Source organism: Salinisphaera orenii subsp. orenii MK-B5, from assembly GCF_003788635.1.
Lineage (GTDB): Bacteria > Pseudomonadota > Gammaproteobacteria > Nevskiales > Salinisphaeraceae > Salinisphaera > Salinisphaera orenii.
This window is the reverse complement of the sequence record NZ_AYKH01000002.1, coordinates 96,155-116,253: the sequence shown is the minus strand read 5'-3', so window position 1 is coordinate 116,253 and position 20,099 is coordinate 96,155. Positions and strand designations below refer to the sequence as shown.

The 20,099-nt window shown below is 67.7% G+C and carries 17 protein-coding genes; 16 read left to right on the top strand and 1 reads right to left on the bottom strand.

What is annotated here, in order from left to right; translation table 11 throughout:
* The first annotated feature begins 106 nt into the window (after positions 1–106).
* The 8 genes from SAOR_RS02315 (at position 107) to SAOR_RS02280 (ending at position 8,850) form a co-directional block, all read left to right on the top strand.
* Entirely contained in the window at positions 107–937 is an 831-nt protein-coding gene (locus SAOR_RS02315; RefSeq protein WP_123630049.1) for a sulfite exporter TauE/SafE family protein, read from the top strand.
* 928 nt (positions 938–1,865) lie between these two features.
* Positions 1,866–2,987, top strand: coding sequence for a C4-dicarboxylate TRAP transporter substrate-binding protein (locus tag SAOR_RS02310; RefSeq protein ID WP_185015523.1), 1,122 nt, complete (start codon positions 1,866–1,868; stop codon positions 2,985–2,987).
* Between the two features lie 46 nt (positions 2,988–3,033).
* A complete protein-coding gene (locus SAOR_RS02305; RefSeq protein ID WP_123630047.1) occupies positions 3,034–4,224 on the top strand; it encodes a CaiB/BaiF CoA transferase family protein in 1,191 nt (396 codons plus the stop codon).
* Between the two features lie 14 nt (positions 4,225–4,238).
* Positions 4,239–5,255 carry an NADPH:quinone oxidoreductase family protein gene (locus SAOR_RS02300; protein ID WP_123630046.1) on the top strand — a complete coding sequence of 339 codons (1,017 nt, stop codon included), beginning with the start codon at positions 4,239–4,241 and terminating at the stop codon, positions 5,253–5,255.
* Positions 5,252–5,785 (top strand): TRAP transporter small permease, encoded by a 534-nt coding sequence (locus SAOR_RS02295; RefSeq protein WP_123630045.1) that lies wholly within the window; start codon positions 5,252–5,254, stop codon positions 5,783–5,785. Before SAOR_RS02300 ends, SAOR_RS02295 begins: the two co-directional genes overlap by 4 nt.
* The gene (locus SAOR_RS02290; RefSeq protein ID WP_123630044.1) at positions 5,782–7,089 is read left to right on the top strand and encodes a TRAP transporter large permease; all 1,308 of its coding nucleotides are present in this window, start codon (positions 5,782–5,784) and stop codon (positions 7,087–7,089) included. Before SAOR_RS02295 ends, SAOR_RS02290 begins: the two co-directional genes overlap by 4 nt.
* Before the next feature lie 37 nt (positions 7,090–7,126).
* The gene (locus tag SAOR_RS02285; protein ID WP_123630043.1) at positions 7,127–8,476 is read left to right on the top strand and encodes an acyclic terpene utilization AtuA family protein; all 1,350 of its coding nucleotides are present in this window, start codon (positions 7,127–7,129) and stop codon (positions 8,474–8,476) included.
* A 5-nt stretch (positions 8,477–8,481) separates the two neighbouring features.
* Complete coding sequence (locus SAOR_RS02280; protein ID WP_123630042.1) at positions 8,482–8,850, top strand: AtuA-related protein; 369 nt, start codon at positions 8,482–8,484, stop codon at positions 8,848–8,850.
* A gap of 370 nt (positions 8,851–9,220) precedes the next feature.
* Here SAOR_RS02280 and gfa read toward each other — a convergent pair whose 3' ends face one another.
* Positions 9,221–9,784: an S-(hydroxymethyl)glutathione synthase gene (gfa, locus tag SAOR_RS02275; RefSeq protein WP_123591502.1), complete on the bottom strand. Its 564-nt coding sequence runs from the start codon at positions 9,782–9,784 to the stop codon at positions 9,221–9,223.
* A 210-nt stretch (positions 9,785–9,994) separates the two neighbouring features.
* Between gfa and SAOR_RS02270 the strand changes: the two genes are divergently transcribed.
* The 8 genes from SAOR_RS02270 (at position 9,995) to SAOR_RS02235 (ending at position 19,901) form a co-directional block, all read left to right on the top strand.
* On the top strand, positions 9,995–11,197 hold the full coding sequence (locus SAOR_RS02270; protein WP_185015522.1) for a M48 family metallopeptidase: 1,203 nt from the start codon (positions 9,995–9,997) through the stop codon (positions 11,195–11,197).
* 314 nt (positions 11,198–11,511) lie between these two features.
* The gene (locus tag SAOR_RS02265) at positions 11,512–12,843 is read left to right on the top strand and encodes a porin (RefSeq protein ID WP_123630040.1); all 1,332 of its coding nucleotides are present in this window, start codon (positions 11,512–11,514) and stop codon (positions 12,841–12,843) included.
* Positions 12,844–12,986: 143 nt separating this feature from the next.
* The gene (locus tag SAOR_RS02260) at positions 12,987–13,931 is read left to right on the top strand and encodes an SHOCT domain-containing protein (protein WP_123630039.1); all 945 of its coding nucleotides are present in this window, start codon (positions 12,987–12,989) and stop codon (positions 13,929–13,931) included.
* Positions 13,932–14,220: 289 nt separating this feature from the next.
* Complete coding sequence (locus SAOR_RS02255; RefSeq protein ID WP_123630038.1) at positions 14,221–15,987, top strand: PQQ-dependent methanol/ethanol family dehydrogenase; 1,767 nt, start codon at positions 14,221–14,223, stop codon at positions 15,985–15,987.
* A 67-nt stretch (positions 15,988–16,054) separates the two neighbouring features.
* Positions 16,055–16,534: a cytochrome c-550 PedF gene (gene pedF / locus SAOR_RS02250; protein WP_123630037.1), complete on the top strand. Its 480-nt coding sequence runs from the start codon at positions 16,055–16,057 to the stop codon at positions 16,532–16,534.
* Positions 16,535–16,575: 41 nt separating this feature from the next.
* Positions 16,576–18,003 (top strand): cytochrome c-550 PedF, encoded by a 1,428-nt coding sequence (gene pedF / locus SAOR_RS02245; RefSeq protein ID WP_123630036.1) that lies wholly within the window; start codon positions 16,576–16,578, stop codon positions 18,001–18,003.
* A 186-nt stretch (positions 18,004–18,189) separates the two neighbouring features.
* Positions 18,190–18,957 (top strand): quinoprotein dehydrogenase-associated SoxYZ-like carrier, encoded by a 768-nt coding sequence (locus SAOR_RS02240; protein WP_123630035.1) that lies wholly within the window; start codon positions 18,190–18,192, stop codon positions 18,955–18,957.
* A complete protein-coding gene (locus SAOR_RS02235; protein WP_123630034.1) occupies positions 18,954–19,901 on the top strand; it encodes a quinoprotein relay system zinc metallohydrolase 1 in 948 nt (315 codons plus the stop codon). Before SAOR_RS02240 ends, SAOR_RS02235 begins: the two co-directional genes overlap by 4 nt.
* Positions 19,902–20,099 lie beyond the last annotated feature (198 nt).

Here is a 20,099-nt window from a genome sequence, read left to right as displayed (position 1 = left end):
CACAGCCTCAATATACCCCTGTGGGTAATAGAATGATAGTTTATGGCATAAACATATATCGACAGGTTCTGATGGAAGCGATCTCTGAGCCGGGCGGTGCCGCGTGATGGGTATCGTCTTCGGCATCGTGGTGGGGCTGGCGCTGGGGCTGACCGGCGGCGGTGGGTCGATCTTCGCCGTGCCGCTGTTGATCTACGGCCTGGACGTGGCGCCGGCGAGCGCGGTGGCGATCTCGCTCGGCGCGGTGGCGATCACGGCCGCCTTCGGTGCCGCCGAAGGGCTGTATCGCGGCGTGGTCGAGCTGCGCGCGGCGTTGATCTTCGCGGTCGCCGGCATGCTGGCCGCGCCGCTTGGCGTCTATATCGGCGGTCGGGTCAGCGATACGCTGGTGGTGCTGTCGTTCGCGGCGCTCATGGCGGTGGTCGCGGTGCGCATGGGCCTCAAGGCCCGGCGGCGGCCGGACGAGTCGCGGGTGGTGCGCGCGCGGCTGTCGGCCGAGGCCGAAGGCGATGCGGGCACCGTCTGCCACTACAGCAACGACGGCCGTCTGCGTCTGAATGCGCCCTGCAGCGCTGCGCTGGCCGGAGTGGGGCTGGTCGTGGGCGTGCTGTCCGGATTCTTCGGTGTGGGCGGCGGTTTCCTGATCGTGCCGGCGCTGATCCTGATCACCGAAATGGGCATCCACCGCGCGGTCGCGACCTCCCTGCTGGTAATCACGCTCATCGGGCTGTCGGGACTTGGTTCGGCGGCCGTCTCGGGGCGCGAGATCGACTGGGCGCTGACCGGGCTGTTCGTCATCGGCGGGGTGCTCGGGATGTTCTCCGGTCGCGTCCTGGCCCGCTATCTGGCCGGTGCGACGCTCCAGTTCGTATTCGCGGTCGCGATGCTGGCCACCGCGGCGTTCATCGTCGTCGAACGGCTGGTCGTCGGCGCCTGACGGCCGCGCCGGCGGGGATGTGGTTGTCCGCCAGACCAAGGCTTCGGGCCTCGGAGGCAGAGCTCCGAATCTGCGGCGCCCGTGGCCGGCCGCGACTTGCATGACGTTCGCCGCCCCCGCGTGACGGCTCCGGCAACCCGGGCGGCTCGTTCAAAGCCAACCCTGCGGCCTGCGAGGAGCTGTGGGGATCGGGCCCTCGCGATACCGGCGTCGTGCCCGGCGTGTGCCGAGCTGCCGCTGGGCACGATCGCTCGGGCGCCCGACCGGCAAGTGGCGGCGCGTGGGATCGACGATCGTTCGGCGTGTCGCCCGGCCGTATTCAGCAGGCGGGGGTCAACGGTCGCGTTCGCCCGACGGCGTCGACGCCTTCAGTCTCGGCCGCGGCTTCGAGAAGTGGTCTCGGTGTCGATCTGTCCGGAAAATCGGCCGGCGCGCGGTCGCGACGAGGTGACGCGGCCGGCGGATGCCGGCGGCGCGCCCGTGCGCGGTACGATCAGACTCGCCTCACCACGAGCCCGCACGGTGGCCCGCGAACGATCGCGCCGGCGCGTGGCCGGCAGTGTCCGCGCCAAGGCGCTGACATGGTCCGTGGCCTCTCCGTTTCGCGATAGGGCTTGGCCACCGCTGCCGCTGCCACGGCGCGGTCGACGATGACGCCAGACGGGACATCGGCCCGGGCTGCCGAGCCGCGGCGATCCGCGCCCCGTCGATGGCCGATGGTGTCCGCGACGAGTCGATCCATGCACGTCGTCAGCGCGTCGGCAGTGCGGCACTCCGATGCAGCGGAGCGTCGTGGCCGCGGGTGCGGCTTCGTGTGGCGTTATCCGTATACGGAACACGGTTGACGGACGATGGCCGCTGTGCTCTGATCGTGCCCGGAGCGGTTCGCCAGAAACCGCCTGCGAACAACAACCGGAGGAGAGCCTTCATGGCCATCAGCATCGGGCCGTCGCTGCGCGGCATCGTCTATGCGCTTGCCGCATCCGTTTTCATCGTCGGGGCCGCCGAGGCCCGGCAGCTGACCTACGGGTCCTATCTGCCGCCGGCGCATCCGACCAGCGAGGACGGTATCGCCCGCTTCGTCGACATCGTCGAGGACGAGACCGACGGCGAGATCGAATTCGCCTTCTATCCTTCCGGCGCGGCGGCCTCGGCCAACACGATGCTCTCGGCCATCAATGATCAGCTCATCGACGCCGGTTTCATCGTCTCGGTCTATTTCCCGACCTCCCTGCCGGTGAACATGGTGCTGTCGGATCTGTCGTTCTACAACGCCGACAACGCGATCACGGCCGCCGCGATCACCGACACCGTGCTCAACGACTGTCCGCGATGCATGGAGGAGTTCAAGAACAAGAACGTGCACTTCCTGGCCACCTATGCGACCCCGCCCTACCAGGCGATGTGCAAGGGCGACATGTCGGACGGCTTCGAGCCCGCGGGGCTGCGCATGCGGGTGCCGGGGTCCGAGGTCGGGCGCTGGGTCAGCCAGATCGGCGGCGTGCCGGTGAACATCCCCAACAGCGAGGCCTACGAGGCCATGGAGCGCGGCCAGCTCGACTGCGTGATCGGCGCGGTGAGCTGGCTCGATTCGCTCTCGCTGGCCGAGGTGGTCGACAGCGTCGTGACCCTGCCGATGGGCGGTTTCCAGGGCGGATCGCTGTTCAACATCTCGCAGCAGGTCTGGGAGGGTCTCGACGACGACACCCAGGGCATCATGCAGGACGCCGCGCTGCAGGCGCTGGCCTCCACCGTCTATGCCTACACCGCGGAAGAGAAGACGGCGCGCGACAAGGCCAAAAGCGAGGGTATCCGTTTCGTCGATGTCTCCGAGGACATGGCCGAGCGGCGTGACGCCTTCATGGAATCCCAGATCGAGCAGTCCGCCAAGACCGCGCGCGAGCGCGGGGTCGAGAATCCGGACGCCATCGTTCAGGCCTTTCTGGACAATCTGGAGGCGTGGCGTGGTCGCATCGAGGGCCAGGATCTGTCCGAGCAGGAATACTACGCCCTGCTCAAGAAGCACCTCCTGAGCGAAAACGGCCAGTGAGCCGCGACAACCCCGCGGGTCGGCGGAGCACGACGACGAGGACGGCATGAGCGACGCGGCACTGCAGCCCTACCGCGGCATCCGCGTCCTCGATCTGGCCCAGGGGCTGGCCGGGCCCTACGCCGCCGGCATGCTCGCGGCGATGGGCGCGGACGTGATCAAGGTCGAGCCGCCGGAAGGCGACTGGGGTCGGCTCATGGGCGAGACCCGCGGCGGCCACAGCACCATGGCGGCACCGGCCAACTGGGGCAAGCGGGCGATCTGTCTCGACGCCCGCTCCGAGGAGGGCCGGGGCGTGCTGCACCGGCTCGCCGTCAGCGCGGATGTGGTCGTGGAGAGCTTCCGGCCCGGCGTCATGGCCCGGCTCGGGCTCGACTATCCCCGTCTGTCCGCGCTGCGGCCGGGGGTGATCCTGGCCTCGATATCCGGCTACGGTCAGGACGGACCTTATGCGAAGCGTCCCGGGTCGGACACCATTCTCCAGGGCGCGAGCGGCATGGCGGCGATGAATCGCGATGCCGACGGCGCGCCGCGGCGGGTGGGCATGCTTGCGGTCGACATGGTCACGGGGCTGTACGCGGGCTATGCCATGGGCGCGGCCTTGTTCGAGCAGCGCGCGACCGGCGCCGGGCGGCATCTCGAGATCTCACTGCTGGAGGCCGCGGCCGCCTTTCAGATGACCGCGCTGCTGCAGAACCTGATGCGCGACGGCCAGGCCGGGACGCCGACCACCGCGCCGTCGGGCTTCTTCCCGACGCGCACCGGCATGATGGCGCTCACCTGCCTGCGCAACACCATGTTCGAGAAACTCTGCGACGCCGTCGGCCGCCCCGAATGGGCCGCCGATCCGCGTTTTGCCGACAATCGCGATCGCATTGCACACGCCGAGACCCTGCACGCCGAACTGGCCGCGGTGCTGGCCGAGGGCGATCGCGCCGACTGGATCGAGCGCTTCAACGCCGCCGGGGTGCTCTGCGGTCCGGTCAACGAATACGCCGATCTGGTGGACGATCCGCAGGCCCGGCATCTCGGCCTGTTCACCGAGGTCGAGGCCCCGGGGCTCGGGCCGCTGCCGCTGGTCGGGCTGCCGGGGGCGGGGCTGACGCCCGACCGGCTGCGCCCGGACCCGGATCTGGGCGGCCACACCCGCGAGATCCTGGCGGAGGCCGGCTACACGGCCGCGGAGGTATCGACCCTGATCGGCGCCGGCACCTGTCTCGAGCGACCGACGGACTGAAGGAGAAACGCGCCATGCGGGCGATCGTCTGTGAGCAACTCGGCAGTTATCGCGATCTGGCCGTGGCCGAACGGGACGTGCCGTCGCCGGGGCCGGGCCAGGTGCGCCTGCGGGCCGCCTATGCGAGCGTGTCCTTCGCGATCACGCTGGTGATCGCCGGCCGCTACCAGCGCCGCTCGGAGCCGCCGTTCGTGCCCGGCAGCGAGGTCTCGGGGGTGGTCGAGGCGATCGGCGAGGGCGTCGATGCGTTTGCCGTGGGCGACCGCGTGGTGGCGATCGTGCGCGAGGGCGGGTACGCCGAGCACGTGGTCGCCGAGGCCACCACGGTCTATCCGGTGCCCGACGGGCTCGGACTCGACCGGGCCGTCAACGTGCCCATTTCCTACGGCACCGCCTATGCCGGGCTGATCTGGCGTGCGGGCCTGGCCGCCGAAGAGACGTTGCTGGTGCACGGCGCGGCCGGCGCGGTCGGTCTGGCCGCGGTTCAGATCGGGGCCATGACCGGTGCGCGGGTCATCGCCACCGCGAGCAGCGACGCCAAGTGCGAGGCCGCGCAAGCCGCCGGCGCCGCCCATACGATCAATTACGCCCGGAGCGGGTTTCGCGACGCGGTCAAGGGGCTGACCGACGGCGCCGGTGCGGACGTCGTGTTCGACCCGGTCGGCGGCGACGTGCTCGGCGAGTCGCTGCGCGCGACCGCGGTCGAGGGCCGGGTGGTCACCGCCGGCTTTGCCAGCGGCAGCATTCCGCAGGTGCCGGCCAACATCCTGCTGGTCAAGAACATCAGCCTGCTGGGGCTCAATTTCAGCGAATACTTCGGCTGGGGTGTGCGCGATCGCAGCGTCGAGTTCGCGCCGCGGCTCAAGGCGAGCATGGCCACGTTGCTGGAGGCCGCGGCGAGCGGTCGCATCGCGCCGGTGATCGGTCATCGGCGCCCGCTGGAGGAGGTCGTGGCCGCGCTCGATCACCTGGTCGAGCGGCGCGCGATCGGCAAGGTGGTGCTGGTCATCGACGCCGAGGTGGACGCATGAGATCCGTGCTGTCGCCGCTGGCCCGGGTGGCGGCGTTCATCGCCGCCGTCGCGACCGTGCTGATGATGGTGCATGTGACCGTCGCCGTGTTCATGCGGGTGGGCTTCAACGAGCCGTTGCTTGGCACGATCGAGGTCGTGAGCTACTTCTACATGGTCGCCGCGGTCTTTCTCGGCATCTTCACCGCGGCCTGGCAGAACGCCCATATCCGCGTGGATGTGCTGGCCAATCTCCTGCCGGCCCGCGTGCGGCGGGTCACGGATCTGCTGGCCGAGATGATCACGCTGGCATTCTTCCTGTGCTTCGGCTGGGGCCTGTGGCGGACCGCGCTGACCAAGACGCGCCAGGGCGAGGAAGTCGATGCCATCTTCGCCCATCTGACGGTATGGCCGGCGCGCTGGCTGGCGGTGGCGGGTCTGGTGCTGGCGGCGGCGGCGGTGGTCTGGCGGCTCGGCCGCATGCTCGTCGGTGCCGACACGCACGAGGCCGCCGAAGGCCTGGTCATCGACGACGAGGAGGCCACGCGATGAGCCCCCCGATGATCGGACTGTACTGCGTCGGCCTGCTGCTGGTGCTCATCGCCATCCGCGTGCCGATCGGCGTGGCCCTGGGTGCCACCGCGGCCGTGGGCATCTACTGGCTGCGCGGACTCACGGCGATGCTGTCCTCCCTGGGCGCGGCCACGTTCGATTTCGTGGCGCACTGGTCGCTCACCGCGATCCCCATGTTCATCCTGATGGGGGCGGTGGCCTTCCATTCGGGGCTGACCGCACATCTGTTCCGCGCCGCGCGGGCGTGGCTGTCGTTTTTGCCCGGCGGGCTGGCGATCGCGACGAATCTGGCCAGCGCCGGCTTCGCCGCGGCGTCGGGTTCGAGCGTGGCCATGGCCGGGGCGATGTCGCGACTGGCCGTGCCCGAGATGCTGCGCGCCGGCTACGACAAGGGCCTGGCCACGGGCGTCGTGGCCGCCTCCGGAACGCTCGGCGCGCTCATCCCGCCGTCGATCCCGTTCATTCTCTATGCGGTGTTCATGGAGGCCTCGGTCGGCGCACTGCTGCTGGCGGGGCTGCTGCCGGGGCTGCTCACGATGGTGGCCTATACCGGGCTGATCATGGTGCGGGCGACGCTTAACCCCGAGCTCGCGCCACGCAGCAACGACGTGTTCACGCGCGGCGAGAAATGGCGGCTGCTGGTTCGGGCCTGGCCGCTGCCGCTGATCGTGGCCGGCATCGTCGGCGGTCTGTACTCCGGCACCGTCACCGCCACCGAGGCCGGCGCCTTCGGCGCGGTGGTGGCGATCGTGGCCTCGGTGCTCGATCGTTCCTTTTCCTGGGGCATGCTGCGGATTTCGGTGGTCGAGACCGTGCGCACCACCGCGGCGATCTTTCTGATCGCGGTCGGCGCGGTGCTGTTCAGCCGTTTCCTGACCCTGAGCCAGATCCCCATGCAGATCGGCCTGCTGGTCAACGAATACTCGGTGAACCTGCTGGTGTTCTTCCTGCTCACCTCAGCGTTCTATCTCGTGCTCGGGATGTTTCTCGATCCCATCGGCCTGATGCTGGTGACGCTGCCGATCCTGGCGCCGATCATGACCAGCCTGGGCGTCGACGAGATCTGGTTCGGCGTGATCGTGGTCAAGTTCATCGAGATCGGCCTGCTCACGCCACCGATCGGGCTCAATCTGTTCGTGACCTCGGCCGCGGTCGGCGATGCGGTGCCCTTCGATCGCGTCGTGCGCGGGACCCTGTGGTTCCTGTGCGCCGAGGCCGTGGTCATGGTGCTGCTGTTCTCGTTCCCGTCGATCTCGCTATACATACCCAGCCTGATGCAGTGAGCGACATCGTTTTCTGGCTTAAAACCACGGACGAACCATGCTGAGAATCGGAACCGGCTCCGGCTGGTGGGGCGATCGCATCTCGCCGGCCGCACAGGTGGCCGAGAAGGGCGATCTCGATTATCTGTGTTTCGAGACCATGGCCGAGGCCACGGTCTCGACCGCCCAGGTGCGTCGTCGCCGCGATCCGGACTTCGGCGGCTACGACACCTATCTGGAGGATCGCTTCGACGCGGTCCTGCCGCACTGCATCCGCCGCGGCACGAAGATCGTGACCAACCAGGGCTGGGTGAACCCGCTGGGCGCGGCGCGGGCGATTCGGGCCCGGCTCGACGCCCACGGCGCCCATGACTGGAAGGTGGCGGCCGTGATCGGCGCCGAGGTCACCGACCGCATCGGCCGGCTGGCGGGGCCGATTCTGGAAACCGGCGCCTCGATCGACACGATCGAGGGCGATATCGTCTCCGCCGAGGCCTATTTCGGCGCGGAGCCGATCGTCGCCGCCCTGGCCGCGGGGGCGGACGTGGTGGTGACCGGTCGCGTGGCCGATCCGGCGCTGTTTCTCGCGCCCATGATGCACACCTTCGGCTGGACGCGGGCGGACACCGCGCGGCTGGGTCAGGGCGCGGGCATCGGCCATCTGTTGGAATGCGGCGCCCAGGTGACCGGCGGCTATTTCGTCGATCCCGGCTACAAGGACGTGCCCGAGCCGTGGAATCTCGGCTTTCCGGTCGCCGAAGTGGAGGCCGACGGCGCGGCGGTGCTGACCAAGGTTGCGGGCACCGGCGGCGTGATCGACCGGCGCACGGTGCTCGAGCAGATGTTCTACGAAGTGCACGATCCGGCGCGCTACATCACGCCGGACGTGGTGGTGGACTTCACCGGCGCGTCGATCGAGCCGATCGGGCTGGATCGGGTACGCGTGTCGGGCATCACCGGCAGCCCCCGCACGGACACGCTCAAGGTCTCGATCGGCGCGCAGGAGGGTTTCATCGGCGAGGACATGTTCTTCTACGCGGGGCCGGGCGCCCTCGACAAGGCGCGGCTGGCCGAACGGATTCTGCGCGAACGCTTTGCGGTGGTCGACCTGAAGGCGGCGGACCTGCGCTTCGATTTTCTGGGCGTGAACGCCATCCACGGGGCGGCCACGCCGGAACCGGCGGCCGAACCCTACGAGGTCGGGGTGCGGGTGGCCGCGCGCTGCGCCACGCGCGCCGAAGCCGCCAAGATCGGCCGGGAGGTCGACGGCATGGCCGTGTCCGGGCTGGGCTCCACCGGCAAGCGGGTGCCGTACGCCGATCGCGTACGCGAGGTCATCGGCATCTGGTCGACGCTGATCGACCGCGAGGCGGTCGCGCCGGACATCGTCTTCGTCGACTCGGAGTAGGTCGCATGGCTCACCACACCACCGTTCGGGCGCTGGCCCATTCGCGCTCCGGCGACAAGGGCGATACCTCCAACATCGCCGTCATCGCCTACAATCGCCCGGCCTACGTGCTGCTGCACGAGCAGCTCACCGCAGCCCGGGTCGCCGATCGGCTCGCCGGCGTCGTCGAAGGCGAGGTGCGGCGTTACGCGGTCGACGGGCTGGGCGTGCTCAACTTCGTCTGCGAAGGCGCGCTGGGCGGGGGCGTGTCGCGCAGTCTGCGACTGGACAACTACGGCAAGACGCTGGCCTCGGCAGTGCTGCCGATCGAGATCGCGCTGCCGGCCGACTTCGATACCGAGCTGTTGCGCGGGCCGACGCCGACCTTCGACTAGGGCCGTCAACGCCTCACACGAACGCCGCGTCGGCCGCTGCACCTCGTGTCCGGCCGTCGCTGCGTGGTACGCCACGATCCTGGCGTGCAGAGCCCCAGAGCCCCAGAGCCCCAGAGCCCCAGAGCCCCCAGGGCCCCCAGGGCCCCCAGGGCCGACGGTTCAGGGCGGCCCACCCTGAAAGCAAGCGTCCCGTGAAACACAAGAGATGCGGCGATTCAGCGCTGTAGCACGCCGGCGCGAAGATGCCCGCACGGCGCGCGCCGCGCGGGACAGCGGCAGGTCGACGGGCGCGGCTCGTCGTACCGGTGCCCCAACGCGATCGCCCCGGCATGACCGGGGCGATCGACGTCGGGCCGGTGGGTCGCGGCTGCTAGAGCACGCCCTTCTGCTTGGCCGTGTGCGTGGCGATCACGTCCATCAGCGTCGGCGACAGGCAGTCGTAGGGCTCGAGGCCGGTGTCGTGGAGGTGACGGCGGATATCGCCCATCTTCTCCGGGTCCTGGCCCGATTCGATGATCGACGACACGAAGGCCGCGAACTGGGGCGGCGCCCAGCCGTCGTCGTCCGAGAGCTCGGTATGGATGAAGTCCAGCCCGTGGAACGGGTGGTTGGTGTCCTCGATGTGGCCGTACATGTGCACGCCGCAATCCTGACAGGCGTGACGCTTGATCGCGGCGTCCGGGTTGACCACCTTCAGCTTGTCCTGGTTCTTGGTGACCTTGACGCTGTCGCTGGGCACGACGGCGATCTGCGCGAACAGGGCGCCCTCCGGCTTCCAGCACATGGTGCAGCCGCAGACGTGGTTGTGTGCGCACTGAGAGGATACGCTGACCTCGACCGGGTCGCTGCACTTGCAGCGCAGGGTGCCGCCGGAGAAGTTGTCGGCCGCCGGCGTCATGCCCTTGTCCACGGAAGGATGGATCGCGATGCTCATGGAGTACTCCTCGTCTTCGGAAAATGTGATTGTTCGTTGTGGATGCGGGCCGCGGGTGTTCGATCGCGTCCGCGCTATCCGTCACATTACGCGGCTTGCGCAGCAGGTCAACTTGGAGATGCTGTCTGCACGGGCGATGGGCCGAGGCGCGCGGCGCGGGGCGTGGGGCCGACGGGCCGCGCGGGCCGGTTCCCGAACGATGCCGGCGCCATGAGCGGTCTGCCGTGGACCGTGGCGATCGTGCTGGCGGTGTGGTTGCTTGCCGGACTCGTGCTCGAGGCCGTGCTCGCCTGGCGCCAGTGGCGTCATCTGGCACGGGTCGAGCCGGGCCGCGAGCCGGCGGCCACGCATTGTCGACGCATCCGCTACGGTCAGCGGCGCGCGCTGTTCCAGTGGCTGGCCTCGGCCGAGACCGTGCTGCGCGTGGCCGTCTGGCTGGGCGGTGGACTGAGCCTGCTGGCGCGCGCGGTGACGCCGGACGGCTGGCTCTCGGGCGTGGTTTTCGTGGCGCTGTTCGCCGCCGTCGATCAGCTGCTCGGGCAGCCGCTGCGCTGGGGGCGCTGGTGGGCGGTCGAGCGCGCCTTCGGAACGTCCCGTCTCGACGCGGCGGGCATGGCGCGGGACAGGCTCGCATCGGGCGGCCTGGCCGTGCTGCTGGCGACTCTGGCCGCCGCCTGGGCACTCTGGCCGTTCGGCCTGATGCCGGCCGCCGTGGCCTGGCCGCTGTGCGGACTGCTCGCGATCGCTGCCGCACTCGCGTATTTCTGGGCCCGGCCCAACCTGATCGCGCCCCTGTTCAATCGTTTCACATCGCTGCCAGCCGGTGCGCTGCGCCAGCGTCTGGCCGCGATGATGGACCGCAGCGGCGCGCACCTGAGTGATGTCCGCATCATGGACGGATCGCGCCGCTCGACGCTGGCCAACGCCTACTTCGCCGGTGTCGGCCGCAGCAAGCGGATCGTGCTGCTCGATACGCTCATGGAGCAGCTGCCACCGGCCGAGATCGAGGCCGTGCTGGCGCATGAGCTGGGCCATTTTCGGTGCGGTCATTTGCAACGTTATTATGGCCTGTTGTTCGGCCTGATTCTTGCTGCGGTGTCGCTGCTGCCGGCGCTGCTGTCGGCAGCCGGCATGGAGGCTGCGCCGGTAGTGATGGCGGCCGCTCTGTTCGTGCTGCTGCCGGCACTGGCCTGGCCGTTGCGGCCTTTGCTGTCGGCGCTCAAGCGTCGCTACGAGTATGAAGCCGACGCGTTCGCGGCCCGCCACGCAGAGCCCGCGGCGCTGGTTTCGGCCCTGCGGCGGCTGCTGGCCCACAACCTCAACGCGCCCACCATGGATCGCTGGTACGCCGCGTTCCATGCGACCCATCCGCCGGGCGACGAGCGCCTCTCGCGCCTGCGGTGCTACATGTGAGTTTGCTGCGCCCTGCAGCCGGTGGCCGTCTGGGTGTGTTGCAAAAACAAGACAGTGGTGCATCGCCTCGGCGACAGGCTGTCACGCGAGTGAATCGCTGCCGCGCACCCCATCTTCCGATTATTCCCTGAAAACCCGCAGCCGGCGGGTCTCGTTCCAGCATGGCACGCGGATTGCTGCCAAAACTTCATCCGGTCGATTAGGGATGGACCGGTAAGTCGCGGCTTCGACAACAAATAAGGCACGCCGTGCCGCTCGCACAACGCGATCGCCGCAGCCGCATAACAACGAACAAAGTGGAGAGGGGATTCAACATGCGATTGAGGAAACTGGCGCTGTCAGCGGCGGGTTCGCTGGCCCTGATCGGAACGGTGCCCGCGGCCCATGCCATCGACATGGAGGCCGGCGACTGGACGTTCTCGGTCAACGGCAACGTTAATGCCAACTATGTCTACACCTCCTGCGACAGCGGTTCGCCGATCAGCTTCGGCGGTTCCCTGGCGGGCGGTGTCGTGGGGGCCTGCAACATCAACGGTCCCATCGACGACAACGTATCGTCGGTTCGCACCGGCCTGCTGCCGGCGGCGCTGGTCTTCGGCGCCTCGACGCAGCAGAACGGCTGGGACATCTCGGGTACGTTCGGCCTCTATCCGGGCATCGTGACCAACGACAACGCGAACGGCACCGGCGGTTCGCCGAATCTGGCACCGGGCAACAACGTGGCGCTCGGCTCGACCAGTCTGGACATCCGTCAGGTCTTTCTGGAGTTCGGCAATTCGGAGTTCGGCACGGTCAAGGCCGGTCGCGACTTCGGCCTGTTCGGCTATGACGCCATCATCAACGACATGACGATCCCGGCCGTCGGCGTGGCGACGAACGCGGTCGGTTCGCCGGCGAACACCACGCTGGGTTCGATCGGCTTCGGCTACATCTATACGGATACGCTCAGTCAGATCAACTACACCACCCCGGACATGGGTGGCTTCACCGCGACCGCCGGTGTGTTTCAGACGATCGATTCGCTGAGTTCGCCGTCGACTGTTGGCGTAGGCGAGAGCCTGCCAGGGTTTCACGGCCAGCTACGCTATGAGTGGGATGGTGCCTTTGTATCGATGAACGCCGTTACGTTGGAAGTTAATGGCAACGATATTGATATTGACAATGATGGCGCGCTCGAGCCGGGTACTCAAGTGATTGACGACGAGCGCGTCTACGGCGTCGATCTGAACTACAAGCAGTCGCTGGGCGCGCTGGACTTCCTGCTGTCGGGTTACTACACCGAAGGCCTGGGTTCGGTGGCCTATCTGTTCGACGCCTTCGACGCCGAGGGCAACAAGCGCGATTCCTACGGTGGTCTGGCGCAGGTAACCTACACCGCGGGCAAGAACAAGTTCGGCCTGAACTACGGTATCTCCTATCTGGATACCACCGAATTCGACGAGGCCAACCCGACCGCCGACGGTGTCTGCGATGCGGATGCGGTCTGCCTGTTCGAATCCAACCAGAAGGTCACGGCCGGCTACTACTACAGCTTCACGCCGAATCTGACCCTGACGGCCGAGTACTCCTACGCCGAGTCGCAGAACCATGCGGGCGACGAGTACGACGCCAACAACGTCAACGTGGGTGCGTTCTTCTCCTTCTGAGAGCAGCGCGATCCGCATTCTCCAGCCGGGCAGCGGTTTCCCTCTGCCCGGCTTTTTTCGTCATGGCCCGGCGTTGTTCGAACCGGTCATGCTCTATGATCGAAGCCAGCAGTCGAACGATGCAGGGCGAACAGGGAGGAGCAATGCATAACAAGCGAATACTGACGGGTTTGATGATCGCGTCGATGACGGCGGGCTGCAGCGCGCTGCCGAACGTCGGCGACCGGGACAATCCGCCGGCCTACGTCAACGTCGTGAACACCGAGGAGATCCGGATTCGGCTCATCCCGCAGGATGCGGGCGCGCAGCAGACCAACGAGCATCCGGCAGCCTTCGAGCCGGCTCAGCTCGAGGCCCTGCTGAGCTCGCTGCGGATCGAGAACGAGGACGGCCGGGCGTCGACGCTGACGTCGCCGTCGCGCATCCGGCAGCTATCGGCCTCGTTGTCCAAGGCGTTCGTGCGCGCCGGTCCGCGTCAGGACGTGGCCTTCGTGGTGTTCCGACGCGTCGCCCAGGGTCAGTTCGCCGGCAGCGCCCGCCACGTGACCACGGGCCGGGCGTTCTATCGGGGGGATACGCTGCACATCATCTTCGGCGAGTTCGACGACAGGTTCAGCGAATTCCGCGACATGTCGATCAACGAATTCGAGTATGGCAGCCGCGCGGAACCGCGACAGGTGGGTGCGCAGCGCCTCGTGGCCGGCGAGAGCTGGCATTGGCACGGCGAACGGCGCGACTGGATCGAGCTCGAGGCCACGCCCGAGGCGATCGAGGCGGCCCGGGCCGCGGCGCCGCGGGTGATCGAATCGAGTGCGAGCACCGCGGCGCAGCCGCTGGAATACGGCCCGGCCGCCGCCGGCAAGCCCGAGACCGGCACGGCTGAACCCGCATCCGAGGCTCCCGCGGCGGCCGAGTCGTCGGCGTCGATGACGGCTGAGCCGGCGCCCGCGGCCCCTGCCCCGCGGGACGCCGAATGGTCGCGTATCGAAGAGCGACTGACCCGTCTCAAGCGCCTGCGCGAGCAGAATCTGATCAGCGCCGACGACTACGAGCAGAAAAAGGACGCGCTGCTCGAACGACTGCCGTAACCCGCGATACGCCCGATCGGGACAATCTGTCACGCGGCCGGGACATTTTCCCGGCTGCTTTTTATGACGTCCCCCAGAAGACCGGTTCGCGGTCGTGGCCACGGCGGGCCGGCGCGCGGGGTTTGGCGCGTTTTACTATTTTTAAATCAATACTTTGAGGTGCAATCGCGGTGTCTTTTTGAATCGGTCGTGCCGCAATCAATCGCTGGCACCCTTCTTGCGACCCGTGGTCACGGCGTCGCCGGATTCGCCGGTGACACACAAGAAAAACCGTATTCAGGAGGAGACCATGAAAACCGATTCCGTCCTCGGAAGGCGAGGGGGGTTGTTGGCGCTCGGGACGCTGTTTCTGGCGTCTTCGACGGCAATGGCCGCCGGGGTCAGCTGGGAACAGATCAAGAACGACCAGCAATCGACCGACAACGTGCTGCACGTGGGCATGGGCACCCAGATGCAGCGTTTCAGCCCGCTGGACAAGATCAACACCGACAACGTCGAACATCTCTACCCGGCGTGGGCGTTCTCGTTCGGCGGCGAGAAGCAGCGCGGCCAGGAATCCCAGCCGCTGGTTCACGACGGCAAGATGTTCGTCACCGGGTCGTATTCGCGCGCCTGGGCGATCGACGTGAAGACCGGCGAGGAGATCTGGCAGTACGAGCAGCGTCTGCCCGACGGCATCATGCCCTGCTGTGACGTCGTCAACCGTGGCGGCGCGCTCTACGGCGATCTGTTCATCTTCGGCACGCTCGACGCCAAGCTCGTCGCGCTGGACCAGGAGACCGGCGACGTGGTCTGGAGCGAGACCATGGCCGACTACAAGGAGGGATACTCCTACACCGCGGCGCCGCTGATCGTGAACGACATGGTCGTCACCGGCGTCTCCGGCGGCGAGTTCGGCGTGCTCGGCAGAGTGGAGGCGCGTGACGCCAAGACGGGCGAGATGCTCTGGAGCCGGCCCACCGTCGAAGGCAACATGGGCTATGTCTGGAAGGACGGCGAAAAGACCGAGAACGGCATCAGCGGCACCCGCGGCGAGACCTGGCCCGGAGACATGTACAAGCGCGGCGGCGCGGCCACATGGCTGGGCGGGACCTACGATCCGGAAACCGACCTGATCTATTTCGGTGCCGGCAACCCCTCGCCCTGGAACTCGCACATGCGTCCGGGCGACAACCTGTTCTCGTCGTCGATGCTGGCCATCGAGCCCGAGACCGGCAAGATCGCCTGGCATTACCAGAAGACGCCGCATGACGCCTGGGACTACGACGGCACCAACATGTGCATCCCGTTCGACAGCGACGGCGAGAAATACTGTGCGTCGGCCGACCGCAACGGGTTCTTCTACGTGCTGGACCGCACGAACGGCGATCTCGAGAGCGCGACCAAGTTCGTCAACGAGGTCAACTGGGCCGAGAAGGTCGACATGGAGACCGGCCGTCCGGTCGAGACCGGCAAGCGCCCGGGCGATCCGTCGGAGACCGAGGGCAGCAAGGGCGAGTCGGTGTTCGTGACGCCGTCCTTCCTGGGGGCGAAGAACTGGATGCCGATGTCCTACAACCCCAACACGGGGCTGTTCTACGTGCCGACCAACGAGTGGGGCATGGACATCTGGAACGAGCCGATCACCTACAAGGCCGGCGCGGCCTATCTGGGTGCGGGCTTCAACATCCAGCCGCTCAACGAAGATTATATCGGCGCAGTGCGTGCGATCGACCCGAAGACCGGGGAGATCAAGTGGGAGGCCAAGAACAACGCGCCGCTGTGGAGCGGCACGATGACCACGGCCGGCGGCCTGGTCTTCTACGGCACGCCCGAGGGCTATCTGAAGGCGCTCGACGCCGAGACCGGCGAGGAGCTGTGGAAGTTCCAGACCGGCTCCGGCGTGGTCGGTCAGCCGATCACCTGGGAGATGGACGGCGATCAGTACGTCTCCGTGACTTCCGGCTGGGGCGGCGCCGTTCCGCTGTGGGGCGGCGAAGTCGCCAAGCGCGTCAAGTTCCTCAACCAGGGGGGCAGCGTCTGGGTCTTCAAGATCCCCGACGGCCTCAAGCAGTAACGTCTCATCGGGAGGCAGGGCCGGCGTTCGCGCCGGCCTGCGCCTCATTGCACGGATCCACTGACACATGAACAGAACGAACAGGCGTGCGCTGACCGTCGCTATCGGCGCCAGCGCGCTCTGGCTGGCCGTCGGCCCGGCGTGGGCGCACGGCGACGTCGGGCCGCAGGCGGTGGCTACCGACGGTCTCGAACCGCTCGCGGCGGACGCGTGGCTGGATGAGAATCCCTACCGCGGCAATCGGCAGGCCATCGAGATCGGTGCCTCCGCATACGGGCAGAACTGTGCCCGGTGCCACGGGCTCGATGCCGTTTCCGGTGGCATCGCACCGGACCTGCGTGAACTCGGCCCCGAGTATGACGATTATTTCATCGGCAAGGTCCGCAGCGGCGTGCAGCGCAACGGCATGACCTACATGCCGGCCTTCGAGGGTGTGCTGGATCAGGAAGCGATGTGGGCGATCCGCGCCTATCTGGACAAACGCCACTACGAATACAACGACAAGGATCCGGCCGCGCTCTACGAGCAGGCCGAGGGCCGCGGCTGACGCGCCGCGTCGGCAGCGCCGGATCGGAGGAGAAACACCCTATGACGAGATTCAAGCATGCGGCGATGGCGCTGGCCGCCACGGGCGCGATCGTGTTCGGCGTGCCGGCCTTCGCCCAGCACGGGGGCGGCGGCGAGGCGGTCGATACCAGCGCGCTAGCCGACCTGCCCGATGGCCAGTGGCTGAGCGAGAATCCCTACCGGGGTTCGAAGAAGGCCATGGACGTCGGCGAAAGTGCTTACGACGCCAACTGCGCCCGCTGTCACGGCATCGACATGATCTCGGGCGGCATCGCGCCGGATTTGCGCGAGCTCGGGCCGCAGTACGACGAGTACTTCATCAACCACGTCCGTAACGGCGTCAAGCGTGCGGGCATGACCAAGATGCCCGCCTTCGAGGGCGTGCTCGACCAGAAGACGATGTGGGCGATCCGCGCCTATGTCGACAAGCGCCACTACGAGTACAACGACAAGGATCTCGAGTCCCTGTACGAGCAGTCCGACGAGAACGGCTCAAGCGACGAAGACGAAGCCGAAACGGAGGATTCGGCGGCGGCCGACTCGACCGGCGAGCCATCCACGGATGCTGATGGCCGCGACGCGGACACGGCCCGCGCCACGCCGGCGGCCGACACCGACCGTCCCGACGGACTGCAGCGGATCCGCAACAACGGCACCATCGAAGTGGCGGTCTATCGCGACTTCCCGCCGTGGTCCTACAGCTCGGAGAGCGCCGGTGTGACCGGCATCGATGTCGACATCGGCCGGGCGCTGGCCGAGCGGCTGGGGGTCGGCTTCTCGCTGCGCAGCTTCACCGCCGACGAAACCATGGGCGACGACATCCGAAACCAGGTCTGGAAGGGGCACTACCTCGGCGGTGGTACGGCGGATGCGATGCTGCATGTGGGCATGGCGGATGCCTTCCAGAACGCCAACGATCAGGCGACCTTCATCGCGCCCTACTACAACGAGACCATGGGTTTCGCCTACGATGCCAGCCGCCTGGGCGGCGACATCGACGGCGCGCTGGCGCTCAAGGGCCAACGCATCGGTGTCGAGATCGATTCCCTCGGCGATTATTTTCTGACCTCCGCGTTTCAGGGCCAGCTGCGCGAGGACGTCGTGCACTTCGATTCGGTGCCCGAGGCCATGACCGCGCTCAACGAGGGCGAGGTGAGTGCCGTGATGGCCCCGGTCGGCGAACTGGCCGGGGCCGCGGCCATGCTCGACGAACAGAACGTGACGACGCGCACGGTCAAGCTCACCGGTATGTATCAGACGGACTGGGACGTGGGCGTGGCCATCAAGGCCGGCAATCCCGATCTGGCACAGGCGATCCGGACCGAAATGGCCGAAATGCGCAGCGACGGCACCATCGAGGCGATCTTCAAGCAGTACGATGTACCGTATCGTTCGCCGCATGATGACGGCGACGCGGCCGGCGGGGAGGAGCGCCCGACCACCAGCTGAGTGTCGGCGTAAGCCCGACCGGGGCGACGGCGATCGAGCCGGTAGGCAGACGCCGTCTTTCCGGCGGGCGCTGCGCCGTGGTCGCCGCATTCGGCCGGGTGAGACGCGGCGATTGCATCGTCGCGGTACGAGTCGGCGGTCGGGATGTCGGGCACGGTGAGTCACGGCGCGTGAGGAGGCCAACGAATGAACACGATCTCTAAAACCCTGGCCCTGATGCTTTTGGTGCTGGCGATGCCGGCGGCGGCTGCAGCGTCGGATGATCCGCTGGATTCGTCTCAGTGGCGCTATATGCTGCGGCAGTACTTCCCCGATGCGAAGGTGGTTTTCGACGACCGGGTTCGGGTCGTCGCCCCCGACTACGCCGAGGATTCGCTGGCCACGCCAGTGCAGGTGCGGGCCGAGGGCCTGGAGGACGTCGAGCGGGTGCTGGTGCTCGCCGACCACAGCCCGATCAACCCCGTACTGGACTATTACCCGGTTCGCGCCGCACCCGCGATCGGCTTCCATTTCAAGGTGCAGCAAGCCACGCCGATACGCGCGGCGATGCGCACCGCCGACGGCACCTGGCACGTCGGCGGCGTCTGGGTGGACGCCGAGGGTGGCGGCTGCACCGCGCCGAGCGTCGGCAGCGCCAGCCCGCTGTGGGAGTCCCGTCTGGGCGAGGTCGAGGGCCGGCTGTGGGCCCGGGGCGATCGCAGCCAGCGCCTGAAGTTTCGGGTCGTGCATCCGATGGACACCGGCCTGGCCGCCGGCATCCCGGCGTTTTTCATCCGCAGCGTGACCGTCAGCGATGCCGACGGCCGGACGCTGGCCCGGCTCGAACCGGACGAGCCGGTCGCCGAGAACCCGGTGTTCGCGCTCGATCTGAAGCATGCCGGTGCGGTCACCGTGGAAGGCCGTGACAACAACGGCAATGTCTTTAGCGCCCGCATTCCGGCGCCCGCCTCATGAGCCGGGGTGCGTTGTCCGGGTGCCTGCTGCTGGCGGGGCTGCTCGTAATGCCGGGGGCGATGGCGGCATCGCGCTATTACGACATCGAGCCGGTGGAGGTCGCCGCCGATACCTACGTCGTGTTCGGTGCCCAGGAGAACTTCAACGACGCCAATCATGGCGCGATCGCCAATACCGGTTTCATCGTGACCGACGAGGGCGTCGTGGTCATCGACACCGGACCCTCGCGCCTCTACGGCCAGGCGCTGCGCGAAGCCATCGGCAGGATCACCGAGCAGCCGGTGGTCCAGGTCTATATCAGCCACGCCCATCCGGATCATTTTCTGGGGAACAACGCCTTCGACGATGTGCCGATCGCGGCGCTGCCGGGCACCATCGACGCTGTGCGCGCCGTTGGCGCCGATCTGGCCGGGAATCTGTACAACCTCGTGGGCGCGGCCATGCGCGGCACCAGCGCCGTCGTGCCGGATCAGACCGTCGAGGCCGGCACGACCGCCACCTTCGGCGATCATCGGCTGCAACTGCTGGCGGCCTCCGGCCACACCGCCGCCGATCTGATGATTATGGATACCACCACCGGCGTGCTCTTCGCCGGCGACATCGCCTTCCACGATCGCGCGCCGACCACACCCAATGCCGATATCGACGCCTGGCGGGCGGTACTGGCGCAGACCCGGGAGCGCGAATTCGCCGTGCTGGTCCCGGGGCACGGGCCGAGCACGCCGGACGACGCGCCCCTGAGCCAGACCGGCGACTATCTCGCCTGGCTGGTGGATCGCTTCACGCAGGATGCGAACGACGGCATGAGTGCGGCCGAGGTGATGTTCCAGCCGCTGCCCGAGCGCTGGGCGCGGCTCGCGGTGCAGCCCGGCGAGTACCGCCGTTCGGTCTCGCATCTGTATCCGGCCATCGAGCAGTCGGCGCTGCCCGAGCGCACCGAGTAGGATCAGCCGAAATCGCCCGCGTCGGCCTTGCTGCGAGTATCGTTCGAGCGCTTCGCCGGGCGTGAGACCGCCGGCCGTGGGGCGATGCAGCCCGGCCTGCGATCGCAACGGCGCCGATGATCCGAATCCGATCCCGTGGCCCGGAGCTTCGAAGGCCATCAAGCCGGCGCGTCCCGCGGCACCGGTCGACCCGATGGT